The sequence below is a fragment of the Couchioplanes caeruleus genome (genome assembly GCF_003751945.1).
In the GTDB taxonomy this organism is placed as follows: Bacteria; Actinomycetota; Actinomycetes; order Mycobacteriales; family Micromonosporaceae; genus Actinoplanes; species Actinoplanes caeruleus.
Map to the genome: position 1 here is coordinate 4,757,494 of NZ_RJKL01000001.1, position 24,229 is coordinate 4,781,722.

The 24,229-nt window shown below is 69.5% G+C and carries 13 protein-coding genes; 5 read left to right on the top strand and 8 right to left on the bottom strand.

Annotated elements, in window-relative coordinates; all coding sequences use genetic code 11:
* Positions 1 to 207: 207 nt before the first annotated feature.
* Positions 208 to 1,812, bottom strand: coding sequence for a tetratricopeptide repeat-containing diguanylate cyclase (locus EDD30_RS21095; RefSeq protein WP_071809546.1), 1,605 nt, complete (start codon positions 1,810 to 1,812; stop codon positions 208 to 210).
* A gap of 410 nt (positions 1,813 to 2,222) precedes the next feature.
* Complete coding sequence (locus tag EDD30_RS21105; protein ID WP_071809839.1) at positions 2,223 to 3,839, bottom strand: MDR family MFS transporter; 1,617 nt, start codon at positions 3,837 to 3,839, stop codon at positions 2,223 to 2,225.
* Positions 3,840 to 3,944: 105 nt separating this feature from the next.
* Between EDD30_RS21105 and EDD30_RS21110 the strand changes: the two genes are divergently transcribed.
* A complete protein-coding gene (locus EDD30_RS21110; RefSeq protein WP_071809838.1) occupies positions 3,945 to 4,556 on the top strand; it encodes a TetR/AcrR family transcriptional regulator in 612 nt (203 codons plus the stop codon).
* Between the two features lie 127 nt (positions 4,557 to 4,683).
* Here the strand turns inward: EDD30_RS21110 and EDD30_RS21115 are convergent, their stop codons facing one another.
* The 6 genes from EDD30_RS21115 to EDD30_RS21140 all read right to left on the bottom strand — a co-directional run bounded on the left by EDD30_RS21115 (position 4,684) and on the right by EDD30_RS21140 (position 11,332).
* Complete coding sequence (locus tag EDD30_RS21115; protein ID WP_071809837.1) at positions 4,684 to 6,123, bottom strand: cellulose binding domain-containing protein; 1,440 nt, start codon at positions 6,121 to 6,123, stop codon at positions 4,684 to 4,686.
* Between the two features lie 105 nt (positions 6,124 to 6,228).
* Positions 6,229 to 6,666, bottom strand: coding sequence for a VOC family protein (locus EDD30_RS21120; protein ID WP_071809836.1), 438 nt, complete (start codon positions 6,664 to 6,666; stop codon positions 6,229 to 6,231).
* A gap of 33 nt (positions 6,667 to 6,699) precedes the next feature.
* Entirely contained in the window at positions 6,700 to 7,059 is a 360-nt protein-coding gene (locus EDD30_RS21125) for a nuclear transport factor 2 family protein (protein WP_071809835.1), read from the bottom strand.
* Between the two features lie 68 nt (positions 7,060 to 7,127).
* Positions 7,128 to 8,759, bottom strand: a complete 1,632-nt coding sequence (locus tag EDD30_RS21130; RefSeq protein WP_071809834.1) for a DUF2334 domain-containing protein — start codon at positions 8,757 to 8,759, stop codon at positions 7,128 to 7,130.
* Positions 8,759 to 9,952 carry a non-hydrolyzing UDP-N-acetylglucosamine 2-epimerase gene (wecB, locus tag EDD30_RS21135; RefSeq protein WP_071809833.1) on the bottom strand — a complete coding sequence of 398 codons (1,194 nt, stop codon included), beginning with the start codon at positions 9,950 to 9,952 and terminating at the stop codon, positions 8,759 to 8,761. Before wecB ends, EDD30_RS21130 begins: the two co-directional genes overlap by 1 nt.
* Positions 9,953 to 9,985: 33 nt before the next feature.
* A complete protein-coding gene (locus EDD30_RS21140) occupies positions 9,986 to 11,332 on the bottom strand; it encodes a glycosyltransferase (protein ID WP_071809832.1) in 1,347 nt (448 codons plus the stop codon).
* A 574-nt stretch (positions 11,333 to 11,906) separates the two neighbouring features.
* Here EDD30_RS21140 and EDD30_RS21145 point away from each other — a divergent pair.
* From EDD30_RS21145 to EDD30_RS21160, 4 genes are all read left to right on the top strand, one after another.
* Positions 11,907 to 12,281 (top strand): hypothetical protein, encoded by a 375-nt coding sequence (locus EDD30_RS21145; RefSeq protein WP_143163061.1) that lies wholly within the window; start codon positions 11,907 to 11,909, stop codon positions 12,279 to 12,281.
* Positions 12,282 to 12,382: 101 nt separating this feature from the next.
* Complete coding sequence (locus tag EDD30_RS21150; RefSeq protein WP_071809830.1) at positions 12,383 to 22,753, top strand: LamG-like jellyroll fold domain-containing protein; 10,371 nt, start codon at positions 12,383 to 12,385, stop codon at positions 22,751 to 22,753.
* A 12-nt stretch (positions 22,754 to 22,765) separates the two neighbouring features.
* Positions 22,766 to 23,272: a hypothetical protein gene (locus tag EDD30_RS21155; RefSeq protein WP_123678445.1), complete on the top strand. Its 507-nt coding sequence runs from the start codon at positions 22,766 to 22,768 to the stop codon at positions 23,270 to 23,272.
* A 374-nt stretch (positions 23,273 to 23,646) separates the two neighbouring features.
* Entirely contained in the window at positions 23,647 to 24,225 is a 579-nt protein-coding gene (locus EDD30_RS21160; protein WP_071809828.1) for an OB-fold-containig protein, read from the top strand.
* The last annotated feature ends 4 nt before the right edge of the window (positions 24,226 to 24,229 follow it).

Consider the following 24,229-nt stretch of genomic DNA (forward strand, 5'->3'; position numbering starts at 1 on the left):
CGACCGCCTCCTGATCAGGCCACCCCTGGCCGGACTTCCGGCCGTTGCCGGGCCGGACCGATCCCGGCCACGACGGGCCGGGGAACCTCGACCGCGGGGGCGAGATCCTCAAGGGTCAGCCTAGCGCCAGAGACTGATCGAATTCAGCCCTGTCGCTCGAAGGAAAGTGCCACCTCGAAGGAGAGTGTCACGCAGCGCAGTGGAGCGTCAGGCGGCCGTGGCGCTGTCGCGGTAGGACCTGGCGCGGCTGTCGCGCGGCTTGCCCGAGACGACCCGGTCGCGTCCGGCGTGCTTGGCGACGTACAGGTTGCGGTCCGCTGTGGACATGAGGGCCGCCTGGGTGGGCGACGCGGAATCGCCCAGGCCGGCGACGCCGATGCTGACGGTAATGGGCAGGCCGTGGGTGAGGCCGGTCCAGTCGTACGCCCGGATCGTGTGCCGGATCGCGTCGAGGAGGACCGTGGCGCGCGGCGCGGTGAAGCCGGGCATGGCGATGAGGAACTCCTCGCCGCCCATCCGGGCGACGAATCCGTCCGGGGCGACCGCGGCCAGCTCGGTCTCCAGCAGCTTGGCCACCTGGACGAGCACCTGGTCGCCGACGTCGTGGGAGAACTGGTCGTTCACCCGCTTGAAGTGGTCGAGGTCGACGATCGCCACGGTGAGGTCCCCGCCGCCGTTCACCAGCATGGGCAGTTGCTCGTCGAGGTACCGGCGGTTGCGCAGTCCGGTCAGCGAGTCGCGCCGGGCCTGCTCCCGGAAGCGCTCCGCTTCCTGCCGGGCCTCGGTGGTCTCGAACATCGCCTGCCGGGTGCGGGCCTGTGCCTCCCGCTGCGACGAGTGCAGCGCATTGTGGGCGGCAAAGAAGATCTTGTGTACGGCGAAAGCCTCCGCGAACTCCCCGCGCGCGGCGTGCAGCTCGGCCTGCTCCTGGTGCACCCGGACGAGGACGTCGCCGAGGCCGCGCTCGACGCAGAGCTTGCGCGACGCGTCCAGGCTCACCTGGGCACGTTCGGTGGCACGCAGGAAACGCTGGGCACGGGCGAGGGTGAGCATGAACTCGGGAAGCGCGTCGGCGTCCTCGAACCCGCCCTCGTGGTAGCGGCGCACGGCCTCGCGCAGCGTCTCCTCGGCCTGGGCGTACCTGCCGTTCTCGATCTCGATGGCGCCGATGGTGTCGAGGGTCGCCGGGTCCAGGGTGAAGCCGTGCTGGTCGGCGACGTCCTTCAGGCGCCGCGCAACAGCCTCGGCGCGGGCGTGCTCGCCGGCGTGCCATTCGGTGTAGGCGTAGTTGTTGAGCAGGCCCATGTGCAGGTTGGGCAGGCCGAGCTCGATCGCGAGTTCCTCGGCCTGGGCGTAGCGCAGCCGGGCGGCGTCGATGGAGCCGGCGGCGCCGAGGGCGTCGGCGAGCTTGGCCCGGTGCCACACCTGCATGTGATCGGTGGCCGTCTCGTCGAGCAGCTCGACGGCGAGCACCGAGTGCTCGAGCGACTGGGCGGCGTCGCCGAGATGGCGGTGGATGTTGGCCCAGACGACGTGCGTCCGCGCCTGCACGGTGGTGTCGCCGTGCTCGGTGGCCCACTGGTGGATCTTCCAGATGCACCGGGCGGCACCGGCGACCTCACCCTTACGCATGAGCATGTTCGCCTGGACGAGGCGGGCCCGCATGACCGTGCGCTCGTCGTCGAGCCGGGCCCCCTCCTCCTCGAACTCGATCGCGGCGGCGTAGGTGACGTCGGCGTCCCAGAGGTACTGGTCCTCGAGCGCGGTCAGGGCAGCCGAGAGCTGCTCGGCGTCACGAACGCGCGCTTCCATCGGGCTCACCCCTTCCTCTCGCCTCAGCCCATCGACACAGTCCGGTCCCACTGAAGGACAAATGCGTTCTGTTCCCGAAGGTTAGCGGTGAGTGAACATCCGATCCCAGCCTCGCGCGCGTGATCCATCTCGCCGTCGCCGGAGATCGCACAGCCTGTACGTCACACCGCGCCACCGACGGCGCCCAGCAAGATCCGTCGGTGGCGCGGTGGCGCGGTGGCGCGGTGGCGCGGTGGCGCGGTGGCGCGGTGGCGCGGTGGCGCGGTGGCGCGGTGGCGCGGTGGCGCGGTGGCGCGGTGGCGCGGTGGCGCGGTGGCGCGGTGGCGCGGTGGCGCGGTGGCGCGGTGGCGCGGTGGCGCGGTGGCGCGGTGGCGCGGTGGCGCGGTGGCGCGGTGGCGCGGTGGCGGCGCCTACTTGCGGGCAGGTCCCGCCGGAAGAGTCGCCTCACCGGAGGCGGCGGCCTGGGCGGCGCGTGCGGCCTTGGCGAGGTCGATGGTCGATCGCAGGGTGATCCGCTCGAGCAACAGCGCCGCGATCACCCCCACGATCGCGACGGCCGCGGACAGCAGGAAGACGTGGCCGGTGGCGTCGCCGTACGCGTCTCGGACGATGTGCTGGACCGTGCCGGGCAGCTCGGCCAGGTTGAGGCCGCTGGTCCGGCCGCCGTCGCCCGCGCCGGCCGGCACGCCCGCCGCGGTGAGCTGGGAGTTGATGGAGCCGGTGACCCGGTGCGCGAGAACCGCGCCGAGCACCGAGACGCCGATGGTGCCGCCGAGTGAGCGGAAGAACGCCACCGTGGCGCTGGCGGCCCCGATGTCCTTGAACGCGACGGAGTTCTGCACCGCCAGCACCAGGTTCTGCATCGACATGCCGACGCCGATGCCGACCAGGGCCATGCCGACACCGAGGTACGCAAGCGGCGTCAGGTGGTCCGTCGCCGACAGCAGGGCGAAGCCCGCGACCATCAGGACCGTGCCCGTCACGATGTACGGCTTGACCCGTCCGCTGCGGGTGATCAGCCGTCCGGAGATCGTCGACGAGAGCAGCAGGCCGGCCATCAGCGGGATGGTCAGCAGGCCGGCCTCGGTCGGGCTGTAGCCGCGGCCGACCTGGAAGTACTGCCCCAGGAAGACGGATCCGCCGTAGATCGCCATGCCGACGGTGAGGCTGGCGAGGATGGCGAGCGTCGTGGTGCGCTGCGTGACGATCTTCAGCGGGACCACCGGCTCGGCGGCGCGGGACTCGACCCGTACGGCGAGGGCGAGCAGCGCGAGGCCCGCGGCGACCATGGCGGCGGTCTGCCAGGACGCCCAGCCGAACGAGTGGTCGACGAACGAGACCCAGATCAGGAGGATGCTGACGCCGGCCGCGATCAACGTGGCGCCGACGTAGTCGATCTTCACGTTCTCCCGACGGAGGACCGGAAGTTGCAGGGTGCGCTGGAGCACGACCAGGGCGATCACGGCGACCGGGGCGCCGATGAAGAAGCACCAGCGCCAGCCGAGCCAGGACGTGTCGACGATCAGCCCGCCGATCAGCGGCCCGCCGACCGTGGCCAGGGCCAGCACGCCGCCGAGGTAGCCGTTGTACCGGCCGCGTTCGCGCGGCGCGATCATCGCGGCGATCGTAACCTGTACGAGCGCCTGGACGCCGCCCATGCCGATGCCCTGGAACGCGCGGGCCGCGATGAGCTGGCCGGCGCTCTGCGAGAAGCCGGCCACGATCGAACCCAGGACGAACACCACGATGGCGAGTTGGAGCAGCATCTTCTTGCGGTAGAGGTCGGCCAGCTTGCCCCAGATCGGGGTGGTGGCGGTCGCGGTCAGCAGCGTGGCCGTCACGACCCACGTGTACTGCGTCTGGCTGCCGTTCAGCGCCCCCATGATCGTCGGCAGGGCGGTGGCGACGACGGTGGCGCTGGACATCGCGACGAAGAGCACCAGGAGCAGGCCGCTCAGCGTTCTCATGATCTCGCGGTGGCTCATCGCGCCCGGTGCGGCGCGGGGGGTGGCGGTGGGTGCGCTCATCGTGCGGCCTCCGACGATCGGCGGGATGGGTGCCGCACACAACTCTCCCGAGTGGTTGCTCAGTGCGCAAGTTTTCTCAGTGGGAAAGTATGTAGGGTTGATGACATGACGTCCGATGTCCGCGTACCCGAGCACGGTCTTCGGGAGCGCAAGAAGGCAGCGACCCGGCAGGCGCTGTACGAGGCCGCGGTGCGGCTCGCGATCGCGCACGGGGCGGACAAGATCACGGTCGAGGCGGTGGCGGACGAGGCCGGCGTTTCCCGGCGGACGTTCTCCAACTACTTCGCCAACAAGGAGGAGGCCCTGCTCCACGGCACCCAGCAGCGGGTGGGCGCGCTGGTCGGCATCGTGCGTTCACGTCCGGCCGACGAGGGTCCGTGGACCGCGCTGACCCGTTCGGCGCGGCAGTTCTACGAGCAGTTCGGCGAACTGGACCCGCAGTGGGCGGCGCAGACGCGGCTGCTGCGCACCCAGCCGGCGCTGGCCGCGCAACAGGCCAGCACCTTCGCCGCGCTGGAGCGCGAACTGGCCGCGGCGGTCGCGGCGCGCGGCACGGCGCCGGATCCGACCGGGGTCCGGGACCGGCTGATGGCGGCCACCTTCATGACGGCGATGCGGGTCTCGCTGCACGTGTGGCTGGAGGCGCCGGACGAGATCTCCCTGCGCGAGCTCGTGCAGCACTCCCTCGAGGCGGCCGGTCGCGGCTTCGCGCGGTGACCGTGGGCAGTTCCGAAACGGAGCGGTGGCCGGTCGCGGCTTCGCGCGGTAGCCGTCGGCAACACAGACGTGGCGCGGCGCCGGGGAAGGGGTACCCGGCGCCGCGCTGATGGGGGACGGTCGAAGCTCAGCCGGTGAAGCCGGCGAAGATCTTGCTGAACTCGAACGGCGTCTGCGGCACGTTGGTGCACTGGAACAGCGCGCCGTTGCAGGCGTTACGGTCCCGGTTCACCTCCCAGAAGGAGACGAAGCCGATCTTGTCGCGGTTGGCCGCGGCGACCAGATCGCGGGCGTCGCTCTGGCTGAAGGTGCCGTTGTCGTCGTTCTTGCCCAGCATCGGGGTGACGCCGACCTTGGCGAAGGCCGCCGCGTCGCCGATCCCGAGGACCGACTTGAGCTGGTCCTTGGTGGACTTCACGGCCTGGATCGCCAGGTCGCCGTAGTCCTGGGCGGCGCGGCCGTAGTCCATCGCCATGATGTTGACCAGGTCGAGGTCGACGCCGGCGTTCTTCGCCGAGCGCACCACGTTCAGGCCGTCGTTGGTGAGGCCCTCGGGCAGCACCGGCAGGGTCAGGGAGATCTTCAGGCCGGGGTTGGCCTTCTGCAGCGCAGCCAGCGCGGTCGAGCGGCGGTCGATCGACGCGGCGTCGGACGAGGCCGCGCCCTCGATGTCGAGGTCGATGTACTTGAGGTCGTACGCCGACACCACCGCCTGGTATTCGGCCTGCAGCGCCTTCACGTCGGTGCACGCCTGGGCGAGCTCGACGCCGGTCGCGCCGCCGAAGGACACCTTCACGTCACCGCCGGCCGCCCGCAGTGCGTCGATCTGGTCGCGGAACTTCCCGCTGCGCGGGTCGAAGGCGCCGAACCAACTGGCCTTGCAGCCCGCACCGGTCACGAAGGCCAGCGAGTACGACTTCACGTTTCCGCTGGTGGCGAGCTGGGCGAGCGTCGTGCTGCCGTTGGAGAGCAGGCCCATGTCCACGTACGGGGCCACGCGCACGTTCTTTCCGCCGCCCCCGTTGGACGGTGGCGGCGTCGTGGTCGCCGGCGGCTTGGTCGGCTCGGCAGGCTTGGTCGGCGCCGACGGGGGAGCCGTGGTCGGCGCCGTGGTGGGCTTGGTCGGCGCCGTGGTGGGAGCCGAGCCGCCACCGGAGCAGGAAGCGCCGTTGATCGTGCAGCTCGTCGGGTCGCCGCCGCCGGCGACGATGAAGCCGAACTCGGCGGTGGCGCCGGCCGGGATCGTCGCGTTGTAGCCGCGGTTCTCCGCCGTCGAGGTGGCGCCCGAGGTGGTGACGGACGCGTCCCAGAAGCTGCCGAGCTTCGCGGTCGCGGGCAGGCCGAAGGCGAGCTTCCAGCCCGTGACCGCGCTGCCGCCGGTGTTCTTGATGACGTACCTGGCCTGGTAGCCCGTACCCCAGTCGGAATCCTTGGCGAACGTCGCGGTGAGTCCACCGGCCGCCTTGGTGCTGGGCGCCGTCGCCGCCATCGCGGCGATCGCGCCTCCGCCGACGGCGAGCATCGCGGCTCCCACGTAGATGGATACGCGTAGACGTTTGCGTGACATGCAGGACTCCGATCGCGGTGGCTACGAACGGAGTCGATCGTGGGTCAATCGGTCTTAAAGCGTTCTGCCAATTTCCTTAAGAGTTACTGAAGTCAGGCATGGCGGTTAGCTGATGCAGAACTCGTTGCCCTCCGGATCGCGCATGACACACCACGTGAACGGCCCCTGCCGGCCGTCGGTCACGAAGGTCGCGCCGCGGGCGACCAGCTCGTCGCGGGCCTGCTCACGGCGCTCGTCACCGACCCAGATGTCGAGGTGGATGCGGTCCTTGACCGTCTTGGGCTCCGGCACGTGGTTGAAGAGCAGCCGGCGCGGTTTCCCGCTCGGCAGCTTCTCCGGGTGAACGATGGCCGCGCCGGTCTTCCACACCAGACGCCCCTGGAAGATCAGGGTCTCGTCCTCGGTCGCGAAGCCCTTGGCGACCATGTCCCGGATGAAGTCCTCGTCCTGCGGCTCGACCTGCCAGCCCAGCGTCTCGGCCCACCACTCGGCCTGGGTGTGCGGATCGGCGCTGTCGACGGTCACCTGGAAGTCATATGCCATGGTCGCAGCCTAGGACCGACCTCCGACAGAAATTCAGTCGTCGAGCAGACCGGGGAAATACCGGCGCAGCGCGACCACGTCGTACACCTGCCGGATCTCGGCGATCCTGCCGCCGGTGACGGTGAGGAACTCGGTCATGCGGACCGTGCCGAACGGGGCGGCGCAGTCGTAGATCAGCGACGCGTCGTCGCCGGTGCAGATCGTCGAGACGATCGCGACCGAGTCGGCGAAGGCGGCGATGCGGTGCAGGGTCTGCACCAGCTCCTCGTCGTCGACCGGGAGCTCCAGGTTCCATTCGATCTCGACGTCCGGCGCGATGACCCGGCGCACCGCCCCGCGGTCCCCGGTGATCCAGGACGCGGAATAGAAGGCGACCACCTCGGTGGTTTCCATGGCGACTCCTCGGTCGTGACAGCGGCCGCCGTCCCGGTCGGAACGGCGGCCGCGGCCGGCGGATGCGATCAGTTGGCGACCATCGAGTCACCGGCCACGAAGGTGTAACCCCGCGCCTTGATTCCGGGCACGACCTGCTTCAGGTAATCGGTGCCCAGGTACGGGTGGTAGAAGAAGCTCGCCACACCGTCGCGGACGACGAGGTTGCGCTCGGCCGAGGCGACCAGGTCCGAGGGGAGCCGGGCCGGGTGGTTGTTGAACGCGCTCGGCTCGACGTTGCCGATGTTCTCCGGGATGACCACCGAACCGTAGACGTCGCGGACGGCGTAGGGGAAGAACTGGCCGAAATGGCGGGTGTAGTCGAACTTGCGTCCGGTGAGGACACCCGGGAAGTACAGGCCCCGGTCGTAGCGCTTGCCGACGATCGAGGTGACCGTCTGGTAGTCGACGGCGCTGCCGGCGTAGTGCGGGAACTCGAAGGTGGTGGGCACGCCGAGGCCGGCGAGGGCGAAGGTGAGGCCCGAGGCGGCGATCCGGGTGGCCATGTACGCGGCGGAGTCGCCGGCGACCGGGCCGTCGTAGATCACGCTGTCCTTCTCGTCGACGTGGGCGCGGTAGAACTCGAAGTCGTTGGCGCTCATGCCGTCGTACGGGTTGGCCGTGCTGCCGTTCTGGTGCGTGTAGCCATGCATGAGCAGCGTGCCGCCGCGCTGCTTCATGTAGCGCAGCGCCGAGACGACCTGCGGCCGCTGCAGCAGCGTGTAGTCCTCGGCCTTGCCGTTGTTGTCCACGCCCTTGGGGTTGCGGAAGCGGGGGTAGACGGCGACGCTGAACGGCACCTTCTGGGAGTACAGGTAGTCGGCGATCGCGCGCAGCTCGGCGGGGTCCGAGTCCGGGCCGACGTCCTCGATGCGGGCCAGGGCGCGGTGCCGCTCCCGGGAGACGCCGGTGTCGCCGAGGGAGTCGAAGAGCAGGTCGGCGAAGGCCAGGTAGCGGTCGTCGTGGGTCACGTACGAGAACGGGATCTCGCCGACGTACGTGAAGTTGCCGGACTGCAGCGCCCACGGGAAGGTCGAGCCGTCCGCGCGGACCGCGGTGGCGAGGGTCTTGGTCTTCGCCGGGTCGTTGATCGACAGGTTCATGATCCCGGACTTGTTGGTGATGTCGCGGGTGAGCTTGCGGCCCTTGTAGCCGACGGTGGACACGTCGGTGACGTCGAACGAGCCGCTGGTGAAGCCGTGCTCGGCGGTGAATCCCGGCCGCGAGGTGAGCTGCCAGATGTTGTCGAAGAGCCAGGTCACCGGCTTCTTCGTCGCGGCGACGTCGTCCAGGAAGGCGGCCGGCAGCGGCTCGTCGTAGGTCGAGCCCAGGTAGACCACCGCGGTGTACGCGTCCAGGCCCTTCGCCTGGTAGCTCGCCACCGGTGCGGCGGTCCACGAGCCGAAGTGAGAGGCCAGGTTGGCGGTCTGGGTGGCGTAGACCTCGCCCATCCAGCCGTACTCGCCGGTGGTGTCGTACAGCACGAGCGTCTTCGCCTTGCCGCCGCCGGGAGCGGCCTTGCCGGACTTGGCGGCGATCGGCGCGGGGGCGGGGACCGGGGCGGCGTCGGCGGTGACGACACCCATGCCGAGCATGGCGGTCGCGGTGAGAGCGGCACCCACGCCGACGAAGGCACGACGGCTGAACTTAGGCATACGCATCAGAAGGACACTCCGTACGTGGCAGCGGCGGGGGACTCGAGAGGGGGCATCGGTGCGGGTGCCTCGGCGAGACCGAGCAGTGCGGCGGTGGCCTGGGCGGTACGCCGGGCCGCGAGGCCGTCGCCGTACGGGTTTCCGCCCGCGGTCATCGCGTCGCGGCGTACCCGGCTGTCGAGCAGCTCGGCCGCCTCCTTGACGATCAGGTCGGTGTCCGAGCCGACGAGCCGGGCGCAGCCGGCGTGCAGCGACTCGACGCGCTCGGTGACGTCGCGCAGCACCAGGGCGGGCACGCCGAACGACGGCGCCTCCTCCTGGATGCCGCCCGAGTCGGTGAGCACGAGGTACGCCTCCGACAGCAGACGCGACAGGTCCGGGTAGGGCAGCGGGTCGGTGACCGTGACCCGCTCGATGCCGGCGAGGCCCGCCTCGACCTGGGCGCGGACCGCCGGGTTGGGGTGGCTGGGCAGGATCACGTCGATGTCGGCGTACCGGCTCACCAGCTCGCGGACCGCGGCCAGGATGCGGTCCAGGGGAGCGCCCCACGACTCTCGCCGGTGGGCGGTGACGAGCACCAGCCGGCGGTCGCCGGCGGCGGCGCGGGCGGCCGCGACCTGGGCGTTCTCGAAGGGCATCCGGCGGCCGGAGACGGCGAGCGTGGCGTCCACGACGGTGTTGCCGGCGATCAGCACGTCCGCGGTGGCGATGTTCTCGTCCAGCAGGTTCATCGCGGCCAGCGGGGTGGGCGCGAGATGCAGCGCGGCGACCTGGGCGACCAGGCGGCGGTTGGCCTCCTCGGGGAACGGCGAGTCGAGGTCGCCGGAGCGCAGGCCCGCCTCCAGATGCACCACCGGGATCCGGCGCCAGAAGGCGGCGAGCGCGCCGGCCAGGCTGGTGGTCGTGTCGCCCTGCACGATCACCGCGGCCGGCGTGCGGACGGCCCACAACTCGTCGAGCTGCCGGATCATCTCGGTGAGCAGCTCGGCCTGGCTGCCGGTGCCGCGCTCCACCTCGAGCGTGACGTCCGGGATGAGGTCGAAGGCGGCGAGCGCCTGTGCGACCATCGCCGGGTGCTGGCCGCTGGCGACCAGGACCGGGCTGAGCAGGCCGGCCTCGCGCAGTGCGAGCACGACCGGGGCGAGCTTGACGGCTTCGGGGCGGGTGCCGCCGATCAGGTGCACTTCGGGCAGTGACATGTGGGGGGAGCCCTAACTTCGAGGAGGGGAGCCTCAGGCGGGGACGGGGATTTGCAGTGGTGCGTCGATCGGCTCTTCGGCGAGCCGTTCGGTCTTGGCCCAGGTCTGCCGGCCGCTGGCCTGGCGGAACAGCGCCCGGTAGGTCGCGACCAGGCCGAGGAGCAGGAAGACCGGGTACGCGAGGGCCGCGGTGAAGAGCCGGGGGAGGCTCTCGTCGCGCAGCCGGTGACGGTGCACCAGGGCCCAGACGAAGCCCGGGAACAAGGTGACCGCGAGCCACACCTCGCCGCTGTATGCCAGTTGCCGCCAGGTCGGCAGGTACGGCATCGGGTGACCGACCGCCAGGCCGGTGGCGGCGACGGAGACGCCACCGATCAGGATCACGGTCACCAGCGCGTTGAGCCAGGGCGAGATCAGGTAGTGCAGCATCTCGAGCAGGGAGGTGAGACCGATCCGCGGGGAGGCCATCAGCCGGCGCAGGTAGCGGGCACACTGCAGGTTGCCCTGCGCCCAGCGGGTGCGCTGGCGGGTGAGCCGGCGCAGGTCGACGACCGCCTGCTGGGTGACGGCCGCCCGGGACGTGTAGCGGATGCCGACCCCGTCGAGGTGCATGCGCAGGCCGAGTTCGAGGTCCTCGACCAGGCAGGCGGACCAGGGCGCGTCGCCGAGGGCGAGCAGCGCCGCGAGCCGGGTGAACTGCCCGTTGCCGCCGAGGCCGACCGTGTCGATGGTGTCGCGCAGGCTCTGGCAGGCGTTGACGATCGCAGCGAACTCGAGGTCCTGCACCGCCCCGAGCAGCTTGTCGCGGTTGCGGATGCGCACCTGCACCTGCACCGCGCCGATGTTCGGGTCCCGCATCATCCGGGAGACCTCGAGCAGGATGTTGCGGCTGCCCTGGCCGTCGCCGTCGATGATGCCGATGACGACCCGCTCCGGGCTGACGCCGGCCTCGGCGGTGCGCTCGGCGATGTAGCGGTACGCCGCATTGAGTGCCTCGCCCTTGCCCTGGCGCGCTTCGGGCAGCTCGCGGCGCAGGACCACCAGCCGCGGGTGGTCGATCGCGGCCAGCACCTCGGGGGTGCGGTCGTCGGAGCCGTCGTCGACCACGAGGACCCGGGCGAGCGTGCCGCCGGGGCCGCCCAGGCCGAGCGCGGCGTGGACGGTGTTGCCGACGACGACCTCTTCGTTCAGCGCCGGCACGATGATCCAAAAGTGCTCCGGGGTGGCGTCGCCGTACGCGAGGGACTTCGCGACGAGCGACTTGCGGTGGGACGCCACATAACGCACCGCGAAGCTGACGAGCCCGAGGGTCGAGACCGGCCAGGCGAGCAGGATCGCGTAGCCAATGACCACGATGAACCAGCTGTCGGCTGCCGTCATGTTCCCTCCCTCACTCGTCACTGAATGTGTCTTCAACCCTGCGACTCTTGCCGTGTTGCTGGACGTATCAGGACATTAGGCGGTTACTGAGAGTGCAACAAGGGCAGTGATCCGACCGGCGGGCCGGATTGGCCATTTGGCCCATGTCAGACTTCTCAGGCAGCGCAAAAGGTGCCAAACGGGATTGGGCACGGCGTTACTCATTGTCAGGACATACCGACCAAGAGGCGCCAGATCGGGACTGGAAGCAGCGGTGCGGCAACTCTGCGTAGTGTCGATCGTTTATCGCTCGCGCGACCCGAAGGTGACACTCCGTGATGAGCGCTGTTGACGACGTGTGGGGGCGGCCGTACGCTCCCCAGCCATGCTTGGCGGAAAAGTGGATCGACGACTCAAGGGCTCGGCGCGGGGGCGACACGCTGCGCCGCAGTTCCGGCTGCCTGGAGGGCGCCGCGCGAGGCTGGCCGCCGCCAGTGTCGCCGCGCTCCTCGTGGGCGGCCTGGGCGCCTGGCTGTGGTGGCCGGACTCCGGACCGGATCCCCGCGCGCGGGTCTACACCGAGGGGACCGCGTGCTTGCTCACCCCGGCCGCCGGCGTCGCCGACGCGCAGGCCGCACCGGTCTGGGTCGGGATGCAGCGGGCGTCGCTCGCCACCCTCGGCAAGGTGCAGTTCCTCGAGGTCGACGGCCCGCAGACCGGCGAGAACGCGAAGACGTTCCTGGCCACCCTCGCGGCCGGTCGATGTGACCTGGTTCTCACGGCGGGTAAGGCGCCGAACGCGGCGCTGACCGCCGCGGCCGCCGCCTACCCGAATGCCCGTTTCGTGCTCGTAGGTAAGGGATCGCCGCAAGGCAATGTGTCCGTTGTGGATGCGCAAAGTCCGGATCAGGTGTCTGCGCAGGTAGAGGCACGTGTGACCGCCGTTCTGAAGGCCGCAGCCGACGGCTGATCAGCCGAACGGCCAGTTCTGATCCCAGGGTTTGCCTGGGAGTTCCCTGGTACCGCAAGATCCTCCCGCGTTGTCAGACAATTACGGGGAGGAACCGGCTCATGCGCCGTGTCTCGGGACGGATCGCGGTCGTCACGGCTGTCGTGTTCGGACTGTCCGTCGTCGCTCCGGTGGGCGCGGTGCGCGACCCCGAATTGCCGATCTCGTGGCTGTGGGAGTGGGTCGGCCAGCGTCCGTCGTGGGCGAAGCCCGCCCCGGCCGTACCCCAGCAGAAGCAGGGCAAGGGCGGCCGTGACGGGCAGGTCTCCGCCGAGGTGACCGACGCCGAGCGCGGAGCCGGGCGCGCGCCGAAGCCGGCGGGCGGCACCCTCGAGGCGTACCGGCCGCACGTCCCGGGCGCCGAGCGGCAGGTCACCGAGGAGACCCCGGCCGGCTTCGACGAGGCGACCAGCGAACGGGACGCGGAACGCTCGGACGCCCGCTCGGACGTCTTCGAGAACGAGGACGGCTCGCTCACCGAGAAGACCTACGGCCGGCCGGTCAACTTCAAGGCCGAGGACGGCAGTTGGCAGCCGATCGACTCCGACCTGGAGAAGCGCGCCGATGGCCGGCTGCACGTCGCCGCCAACAGCCTGGACGCCTCGGTGGCCGCCGCGGTCACCGCGTCGAAGGCCCCCGCTGCGCCGGCCGTTCCCGGCGCGACCCCGGCCCCCGAAACTCCCGCGGCGAAGCCCGCCGGTGCGAAGCTCGCCGAGTTGAAGCTGCCCACCGGCGAGAGCGTCGGCTACTGGCTGGAGGGCTCCAACGCGGTCGTCCCGGTCGTCGACGGCAGCACCGCCACGTACGCCGGGATCCTGCCGGAGACCGACCTGGAGCTGCAGACCTTCGACGCGGGCATCAAGGAGACGCTGATCCTCAAGTCGCGCTCCGCGGCCTCCTCCTGGACCTTCCCCCTCGCGCTGAACGGCCTCACCCCGCGGGTGGACAAGACCGGCGGCATCGAGCTGCGCAACGCCGCCGGCAAGGCCGTCGCCTGGCTGCCCAAGGGCTTCATGCAGGACTCCAAGGTCGACCCGCGTTCCGGCGCCCCGGCGGAGTCCACCGCCGTCAAATACCGGATCATCGACCGCAACGGGACCAAGGCGCTGCGGGTCGAGGCGGACCGGGCCTGGCTCAACGACCCCGCCCGGGTCTACCCGGTGCGGGTCGACCCGACCGCGACCACCGGTACCACCGGCGACGTCTTCGTCGACACCGACGCCAGCACCAGCCAGAACGGTGACAACCTGCCGGTCGGCACGTACAACGGGGGAACGGTCAAGGCCCGCTCGTTCATCCACCTGGACGAGTTCGACGACGACGGCTTCAAGGGCAAGCGGATCACCAAGGCCCAGCTCAAGCTCTTCCTGAGCTGGACCTACAGCTGCACCGTCGACCGGGCGTTCGACGTCCGCGCGTCCACCCAGAAGTGGGCCGTGGCCGACCTGACCAACGGCGGCTGGCCGGGGCCGACGTACTCCGCCCCGATCGGCTCGCTGACCGTCACCGACCCCGGCGCGGCCTGCACCAACACCGGCGGCGACCGGTCCAAGGGCAAGTGGGTCACGGTTCCGCTGAACGTCGCCACGTTCGACAAGTGGGCCAAGGGCGAGCCCAACTACGGCCTGGCGCTGACCGCCTCGGAGAGCGACTCCAACGCCTGGAAGCGGTTCACCTCGGCCAACTACCTCAGCGGTCAGTACAAGCCGGTGCTGGAGCTGACCTACTCCACCAACGTCGCGCCGCAGGTCGACGTGCGCTACCCGGCGAACAACGCGGTCGTTCCCACGCTGACTCCGCAGTTGCTGGTCAAGGGCCACGACTCGGACAACTGGCCGGCCAAGGGCCTGACCTACACGTACACCGTGACCAGCGCGGACGGTAAGACCACCATCGCCACGTCGCCCGCCGTGACCTCGGCGTGGACCGTGCCGGCCGGCAAGCTGAACTGGAACACGACCTATCTCTACACGGTCAAGGCGTACGACACGGTCTCGTACAGCGCGGCCACCACCTCGTACGCGTTCACCACGGCGGTGCCGCAGCCGATGGTCACCAGCGGACTCGCTCAGAACGGTGGCAAGGGCTTCGACGCGAGTACGGGTAACTACACGACCTCGGCCACCGACGCGCACGTCTCCACCGTCGGCCCGTCGCTGGCGATCACCCGTAACTACAACAGCCTGGACACCCGCCGCGACACCGCGTTCGGCGCCGGCTGGTCGAGCATCCTCGACACCCGGGCCACCCAGGTCACCGACACGGCGGGCGTGGTCCAGTCGGTGCGGGTGACCTACCCGACCGGCGAGGAGGTCGCCTTCGGGCGTGCCGGAAACGGCACCTACATCCCGCCGTCCGGGCGCTTCGCCACCTTCGCCGAGATCAAGAGCGGGACCACGCTCACCGGCTATACCCTCACCGACAAGCAGGCGACCGTCTACGCGTTCGGCCGCGGCGCCGGCAACGGCGTGTTCAAGCTGACCTCGATCACCGACGCGAACGGGCGTAGGCTCTCCGTCGAGTACGGCGCGGACGGCAACCCGGCGACGCTGACCAGCGCCTCCGGCCGAACGCTGAGGGTGGGCTGGGAGACGCCGACGGAGGCTTCGGCGCCGCACGTGGCATGGGTTGCCACGGATCCGGCCACGCCGGGCGACTGGGACACCGCCAACACGTGGAGCTACCGCTACGACGGCGACCGGCTCAGCACGGTGTGCCAGCCGGACGACTACACCAACTGCTGGAAGTACGGCTACACGACCACCTCGCAGTACCGCAACACCGTGCTCAACCTCGACCCCGAGTCGTACTGGCCGCTCGGTGACACCGGCGGCACCGCCGCCACCAGCGCGGTGCTGGCGAACGCCGGCATCGACACCGCCCGCTACAACGCCGTCACCCTCGGCCAGCCCGGCGGCCTGCCCGGCAGCACGGCGCCCGCGGCGAGCTTCAACGGCACCAGCTCGTACGTCCAGTTGCCGAGCAACCTGCTCGCGGGTGGCCAATACCAGTCGATCAGCATGTGGTTCAAGACGGCGACCCCGGGCGGCGTGCTGTTCAGCTACAACGGCGACCCGATGAGCAAGGGCACCACCACCGGTGACTACACCCCGGCGCTGTACATCGACAAGAACGGCAAGCTGCGCTCTGAGTTCTGGACCGGCTCGGCGGCCGCCGCGCTCAACTCGAACACCGTCGTCACCGACGACAAGTGGCACCACGTCGTGCTGGCCGGTGCGGGCAACTCCCAGACGCTCTACCTGGACGGGGTGGCGAAGGGCTCCCTGGCCGGCACCATCTACCTCGCCACGTCCGCGAGCGGCGCGAACATCAACATCGGCGCCGGTTACGTCGGTGGCGGCTGGCCGGACCACGTCAACACCGGCGCTTCCCCCGCGAAGGCGACCTTCTTCCAGGGCTCCATCTCGGACGTCGCGTTCTTCAACCAGACCCTCGACGCCAACCGGGCAGCCCTGCTGAACAAGGCCGGCCGCGACGAGCAGCCCGTGCTCGACGCCGTGGTCCGGCCCAGCGGCGGAGTCACCGCGCGCGTCGGCTACAACAAGACGACCGGCCGTACCGACGCCGTCATCGACGAGAACGGCGGCAACTGGAAGCTGGACCAGCCGACCGTGGCGGGAAGCAGCCGGGTGTACGCGGCCGCCGTGCTCGGCGCCCGCCCGCAGGACTACTGGCGCCTCGGCGACAGCGACGTCACCGACGCGGTCAACGAGGTCGCGGGCGGCACCGCCACGTACAGCAACGTGGCGCTGAACGTGGCAGGTCCGTTCGCCGACTCCACCGCCGCGCAGTTCAACGGTTCGTCGTCCTATGTCGAGCTGCCCGCCGAGGACGTACCGACGACGGGCCCGCACTCCGTCGAGATGTGGTTCAAGATGCCGTCCGGCAACACCAAGGGCGGCGTGCTGTTCGGCTACCAGTCCTCGGCGATCGACGAACCGGCCGGCTCGGAATGGATTCCCGCCCTGTACGTGGGCACCGACGGCAAGCTGCGCGGCCAGTTCTGGGACAGCACCGGCGTCAACCCGATGGTGACCCCGGCCGCGGTGAACGACGGCAAGTGGCACCACGTGGCGCTGACGGCGACCACCAACGCCCAGGCGATCTACCTCGACGGCGCGGTCGCCGCCGTCAAGTCCGCGACGCTCGGCGTCACCGGCGCCAACCGCGCCTACCTCGGGGCGGGCCGATGGGCGGGCGGCTGGCCCGCACACGGCACCGTCGACAACGGCTACTTCCCCGGCGCCATCGCGGAGTTCGCGTACTACCAGTCGGCGCTGACCGGCGCCCAGGTCGCCGACCACGTCGCCACGGTCAAGCGGACCGCACCGGTCGCCATGACCATGATCTCCGGGGTCGCTCAGGCCATCCCGATGCCGGTCTCCCAGGTCACCGTCACCACGCCGACCGGCGACAAGCAGGTGTCCAGCTACGACCTGGTCAACGGCAACCGGATCGTGGCCCAGACCGACGAGCTCGGCAACACCACCCGCTACGGCTACGACGTCGGCGGCTACTCCAGCATGGTGTACGACCCGAACGGTGTCCTGACCCAGACGCTGCAGGACGCCCGCGGCAACACCAAGCAGTCGATCACCTGCCAGGACCAGAGCGCCAACAAGTGCTCGTCGGTGTACTTCACCTACTTCCCGGACGCGACCAGCACCACGCTGGCGCCGAACCCCAAGAACGACCTGCTGCTCACCACGCGCGACGGCCGGTCCGCCTCGGCGACCGACGACACGTACCTGATCAGCAACACCTACGACGACAAGGGCAACCTGACCGCGGTCACGGATCCGCTCGAGCGGGTCACCCGGACCTCGTACACGGACGCGTCCACCGCCGCGGCGGACGGTGGCACCCCGCCGCCGGGCCTGCCCACCAAGGTCGTCACCCCGGGTGGGGCGGTGCAGACCGTCACCTACTACAAGTCCGGTGACGTCGCCCAGGTGACCGAGCCCAACGGCAAGATCACCAAGTTCGCGTACGACGCCCTCGGCCAGGTGCTCACCGAGACCGAGATCACGACGGACAACCCGGACGGTGTGGTCACCTCGCACACCTACGACCGGATGGGCCGTGAGGTCACCCAGACCGACCCGCCGTCCACCAACCGGGTCACCGGCGCGGTGCACACCGCCGTCGCCGCCACCCGCTACGACGTCGACGGCAACCCGGTCGAGGTCATCACTTCCGACGCCACCGGCGGCGATGCCGAGCGGGTGGAGAAGCACGCCTACAACCAGTACGGCCAGGAGGTCGGCTACACGACCCCGGGCGGCGCTACGACCACGTTCACCTACGACAGCTCGGGCCGGATGGTCGACCAGACCGGGCCCGACGGGCAGACGACCCGCAGCGAGTACGACGCCGCGGGCAACCTGCTCCGCTCGATCCTCGTCGGCTGGAAGGGCGACCCGAGCAGCCCTGAGCCGGCCCGCGACCTGGTGGTGGCCCGCAACTCGTACGATCCCGCGGGCCGGCTCGCCACCGAGACCGACGCGATGGGCTGGACCACCACCCACACGTACACGGACAACGGCCTCGAGGCCGAGGTCAGCCGCACCGACGGCACCCAGACGTTCGTCCTGACCTCCAACAGGTACGACGCGGCCGGCAACGTGATCGAGGAGTCCGCCAACAACGGCGTCACCACGGTCACCCACGAGTACGACGCCGCCGGTCGGGAGACCTCCTCGGTGATCGACCCGTCGGGCGCGAAGCGCACCACCCTCACCAGCTACAACTCCGACGACCAGATCATCGGCACCACGATGAAGGACGGCTCCGGCTCCGTCGTGGCCAAGATGGAGGCCCTGGTCGACCGGGCCGGACGGACGCTGGCGCAGACCACGTTCCTGTCCGACAAGCCTGCCCCCGTCGGGCGGTGGCGCTTCGGCAACGGATCCGCCTCCCCTGCCGCCGACACCGGCGGCAACAGCCCGGCCACCGCGCCGGGTGGGGTCACCCACAGCGATGAGCACGGCGGCTCGGCGGTCTTCGCCGGCACGAACGCGCTCCAGACGGCCGGGCCGGTCATCGACACCTCGCGCAGCTTCACCGTCTCCGCGTGGATCAAGCTGGCCGACAAGGACCGGCTCTACCGCGTGGTCTCGTCCAGCAGCGAGGAGCAGTCCCCGTTCGACCTGTCGTACGACAGGGACAGCGACCGTTGGCGCTTCATGGTCATCGGCAACGACGAGGCCAACACCGGCTCCGGCGTGGAGGCGCTCTCCACGACCGTCCCCGAGGCCGGCAGGTGGACCCACCTCACCGGCGTCTACGACGCCGCGGCCGGTGTCAACAGGCTGTACGTCGACGGCAGGCTCGAGGGCTCCCACGGGGCCAAGGCGTTCCGGGGCACCGGCCCGATGGTGATCGGCGCCGGCATGTGGAACTCCTACCTCGGCAACTACTTCAACGGTTCCGTCAGCGACGTCCAGGTCTATCAGGAAGCGCTCAGCGCCTCCGAGGCCGCCGACCTGCAGGCCGGCGCGCTGCCCACGGCGAGCGCGAAGATCAGTCGCACGAGCTACCAGTACGACCAGGACGACAACGTCATCGCGGCGACCGACCCGAACGGCAACACGTCGTACGTGTCGTACGACGAGGACGGCAACCCGGTGAAGTCGACGGCGCCGGCGGCGAAGGCGGAGACCGCCTCGGCCGGAGCCGCAATGGCCAACGCGGTCAGTTGGACCGGTTACAACACCTTCGGTGAGCCCACCGACAGCAAGGACGCCCTGGGTAACTGGTCGGTCACGTACTACGACGCGGACGGCCGTTCCACCTTGCATCGGATGCCGGCCTACACCGCGCCGGGTGCGTCCGCCGCGGTCTCCCCTGAGATCATCCGGACCTACCACCCCGGCGGTGAGCTGGCCACGGTCACCGACCCGGACGGCAACGTCACCAGCTACGAGTACGACCAGCTGGACCGGTTGACCAAGACCACCACGGCGGACGGCGGCGTCACCACGTACGCCTATGACCTGACCGGTGACCTGCTCTCGGTCACCGATCCGACCGGTGCGGTGTCCCAGGCCACCTGGGACTTCCTCGGCCGGCGGCTGACCTCGACCGACGTGGTCCGGCAGGACGCGACGGCCGCGACCACCACGTTCACCTACGGCCGCGGTGGCTGGCTCGCCGACGTCACCTCGGCGACCGGGGTCAAGACCAGCACCACGTACAACGATCTCGGCGAGCCGATCACCGTCCAGGACGGTGCCCGCAACGCCACGAAGGTGAGCTACGACGGTGCCGGCCGCGCGGTGAAGACGACGCTGCCGGACAACACCTACAGCACCACCACGTACGACCTGGGCGGCCAGGCGCTGAGCACGGCCTCGTACAGCGCCGCGGGGGAGCTGCTGCGCAGCGAGGCGACGGAGTACGACGCGGCGGGCAACGTGGTCGCCGCCATCGACGGCCGCAAGACCCGGACCACCTTCGAGTACGACGCCACCGGCATGCTGGTCAAGGAGCGGCAGCCGATCAGCGGGTCCGACGCCATCGAGACGAGCTTCGGCTACGACCTCGAGGGCAACCGGACGCGGTTCACCGACGGGCGCGGCAACGCGTTCTGGACCACGTACAACAGTTGGGGTCTGGCCGAGTCGCAGATCGAGCCGGCGACGGCGGCCCACCCGCAGGCGGCGGACCGGACTTTCACGTTCGCCTACGACAAGGCCGGCCGGGTCGCGAAGCAGCTCCTGCCGGGCGGGGTGAGCATCACCAACACCTACGACCTGATGGGTCAGCTCAAGAAGCAGTCCGGCACGGGCGCCGAGGCCGAGACCGCGGACCGCACCTTCGAGTACGACCTCGGCGGCCGGATGACGAAGTTCTCCGGCGCGTCCGGCACCAACGAGATCGCCTACGACGACCGGGACCAGCCGCGCAGCATCACCGGGCCGTCCGGCAACTCGGAGTTCCGGTACAACGGCGACGGCGCGCTCACCAGCCGCACCGATGCCGCCGGCACCACCGCGTACCAGTACGACGCCGCGGGCCGGCTGAGCAAGCTCGTCAACACCGGCAAGGGCGTCGACCAGACCTACGCGTACAACTCCATGTCGCTGGTCGACGAGATCACCTACAACGCCGGCAACACCCGCAATTTCGCGTACGACGACCTGCACCGGCTCAAGGCCGACGAGCTGAAGACGGCCGCCGGCGCCTCGGTCGCGAAGATCGAGTACGGCTGGAACGACAACGACGACCTGACGTCGAAGAAGACCACCAACTTCGGCGGCAAGACGATCACCAACACGTACGACTACGACCTCGCGGACCGGCTCACGTCGTGGAACGACGGCACCACCACCACGGCGTACGCCTATGACAAGTCCGGTAACCGGCTGCAGAACGGCAGCAAGCTGTTCACGTACGACGCCCGTAACCGCCTGCTCACCGGCGACGGCGCCATGTACAACTACACCGCCCGCGGCTCGCTGCGGTCCTCCGGACCCCAGCAGACCAAGGCCGACGCGTTCGGTCAGGTCATCACGCAGGGCGCGGTCGGCGGCACGGAGCAGACCTACCGGTACGACGGCCTCGGCCGCGTCATCCGGGACGGGTTCGCGTACTCCGGCCTCGACAACGACCTGGCCGGCGACGGCACGGCGACATGGGTCCGCGGCATCTCCAACGAGGTGATCGCGGAAAACACCGCCGGAGCGACCACCCAGACCTGGACCGACCTGCACGACGACGTGGTCGGCCAGTTCACGGCCACCGGCACGGAGCTGGCGTCGTCGACGGTCTACGACCCGCTGGGCAAGGTGATCGCCACGACGGGCTCACCCGGCAGCCTCGGCTACCAGTCGGAGTGGACCGACTCCACGACCAGCCGCGTCAACATGATGGCCCGCTGGTACAACACCGACACCGGCCAGTTCGACACCCGTGACACGGCATCGAACAACCCGGCACCCAACTCGGTGAACGCCAACCGCTACCAGTACGGCGACGCCAACCCGCTGACCGTCACCGACCCCACGGGCCACTGGGGCCTCCCCTCGTTCGTGAAGTCGGCGTGGAACGCGACGACGTCGACGGTGTCCTCGGCATGGAACTCGACGACCTCGTTCGTGTCGTCGACATACAACCGGGTCTCGTCGTACACCTCCACGGCGTGGAACACGACGAAGAGCTACGTCAAGAAGCAGGTCAAGAAGGTCAAGAAGAAGGTCCAGTCCTTCAAGCGGGCCGTGAAGAGGACCTGGAACAAGACCGTCTCGAAGGTGAAGCGTGGCTGGAACAAGGCCGTCGCCAAGATCAAGAAGCACACGCCGAAGTGGGTGAAGAAGGCCTACCACAAGGCGAAGGAAATAAAGAAGAAGATCGTCAAGAAGGTCAAGCAGGCCGGCAAGGCCATCGTCGCCAAGGCGACGCGCGTGGTCAAGAAGACGGTCAGCGTGGTCAAGGACGCGGCCAAGGCCACCGGAAAGTTCATCGTCAAACACAAGGACACCATCCTCGAGGTAGCCGCGATCGGCGGCGCAATCCTGGCCGGCGTGGCCTGCACCGCCGTCACGGCCGGAGTCGGCGCGGTGGCCTGCATGGTGGGCGCCGGCGCGCTGATCAACCTGGCCAAGGACGCGGCCCAGGGCGACATCCACGACATCGGTGACGCGCTCGGCTCCATGGGAACGGGTGCTCTGTCGGGCCTGGCCGGCGGCGCGGGCGGCATGATCGCCAGCAAGGTCGGCACCGCGGTCGCGGGAAAGGCGGGCACCGGTCTGGTGGGTCGCCTGGTCACGGAGGCGTCGGAGAACGGCGTCGAGGACGTCATCAACCAGGCGGTCACGACCGGCCGGGTGGACGTGAAGTCCGCGGTGCTGGGCGTGGTCCCCGGCTTGGGCGGGTTGAATCGCAAGGCGCACCTCGGAGGCGGCGCCGGTTCCGGTGGCGGAGGACCACCGGCGATTGGGGCTGCTAGCCGCAACTATTCCGGTCAGGTGCCGAGTGTCCGTGGCATGGCCGGGGCGAAAATGCCACCACCGGCGTTGAGGGTCGATAGGGCTCAGCAGGGTTGGTCGCAGGCGGGCAGACTGAGCGAGCTGGAAGAACGCTTGCCGGCGTTTGCGCTGGAGAACAGGACGTCGAAGACGGCCAAGAGGGCCTACGTCGGTGCTCTCAACACTGAGACCGGTGACACCGTGATGGCCTCATCCGGCGGTATGCCCGGGTGCCCGTCGTTCTGCGCGGAAGGTAACGCCCTGAATGCACTGGGCGGCGATCCCAGTAAAGTGATTTTCACAAGGGCCGTTCAGGTCCACAGCTCGGGTGGTAAGCACACGGTCAAGACAAGGGATGTCTGTGCGCAGTGCCAAGACGACTACCCGAGGGAGAACTTCGTCGACGGCGTCAGGGGCGACGCGGACGGTGCTTGGGGTGACTGAAAGGTGAAGCCGTTGGAGCTCGTTGACATGGAAATCTCCCGGTATCACTGGGCTGGCATGCGCTGCGGTTGCCGACGGTCGGCGGAGCATCTCGCCGGAGACCTGAGACGGGTTGCAGGCGCGCGGACTCAGGCCGAGGTCGACGAGGTGAGGCTTGAGGGACACGTCGTGCAGGTGGGCGCATACGATCCCGCTCTCGCGGTCACCTCGGTGGTGCTCGCTGCGCTCGCGGATGATGTTTCGCCCGTCGCTCGTGCCTGCCTGACGGATCTTCTGCTCGGTATTCTGTCGGCTGATGGTCAGTCACTCGAGCTCGCAGCCGAAGGCAGAGACATGGTCTTCGAGTGTCAAGAGGCCGCGAGGCGCGGTACCTGGACCCTCTATGCCGAAATCATGTCCGGTCGCGATATCGACGCGGCGAACAACTCTTTCGAGTGCCTCGTTGTCATCGATGAAGACGAAGATCGACTCTCCCGGATCAGGCAGCTCGCTGGAACTAGAATCGGTCCGGATCTCTGAAGGCCTGCGTCGGAGCCTTGAGGTTCCATGTCGCCGAGTCTTCGTCTCCCGCAGAGAACAGTCGCTGAACTATTCTGGGCGGATCTCGACTCCTCGAGCCCCGAGATCCGCCCCGGGAGCTGGTGGCGCCGATCGCCTTCTCCGGCGGTCGTCGAGCAAGCGAGCGCACGTGACCGAATTCGTCTGCCGCAGCGCGAGACCCCAGGCGAGACCGATGCCACCGGTCTTGGTGATCGGCCGAAGGTGTGATCAACTGCGGCCGAAGCGGGGCCGCGGATATTGACCTGGCCTGAGATCATCGATGTCACCGCAGGGGGATCGAGACGCCACAGTGGGCGCCGGGCTGCGGTAGTGCACGGGGGCGGGGCTGATTCATGGGTGGGTTCTTCGAGGCTGTGCTCAGCTTCCCCACCGTCGTTCTCACTCCTCTTCTTGTCGTCGTCATCGGATACTGGCTCGTCGTCATCGTGGGTGGCGCCGATCCCGATGGTGACAGCGGTGGAGAGGACAGCGGCTTTCTCGGTTTTCTCGGGTTGGGCGGTGTGCCTGCTTCTGTTGTTCTCTCCCTTCTCATCGTCTTCGCCTGGTTCGTCACCCTGGCCGGTGCGGAGCTGTTCGGCGCCATCCCCGCCGCGCTCATCCTGGCCGCTGCCGTCGTGGTCGCCTGGCTCGTGACGCGGCTTTCCGTCGTGCTCATCAAGCGTTTCCTGCCCGCCGGCACCGAGCCGTCGCGCTCCGATTTCGTCGGTCTGACCTGCATCGTCCGCACCGGGCGGGTGACGCGGACCTTCGGGCAGGCCGAGGTGCACGCTCCCGACGGGTCGTCCGCGATCGTGCAGGTGCGCCAGGCCGGCGAGGACGAGCTTCGGGCGGGCACCGTTGCCCTGCTCTACGACGTGGACCCCGACGGCGAATTCTTCTGGATCGTTCCCGCCGACATCGCCACCAGCTAAAAGG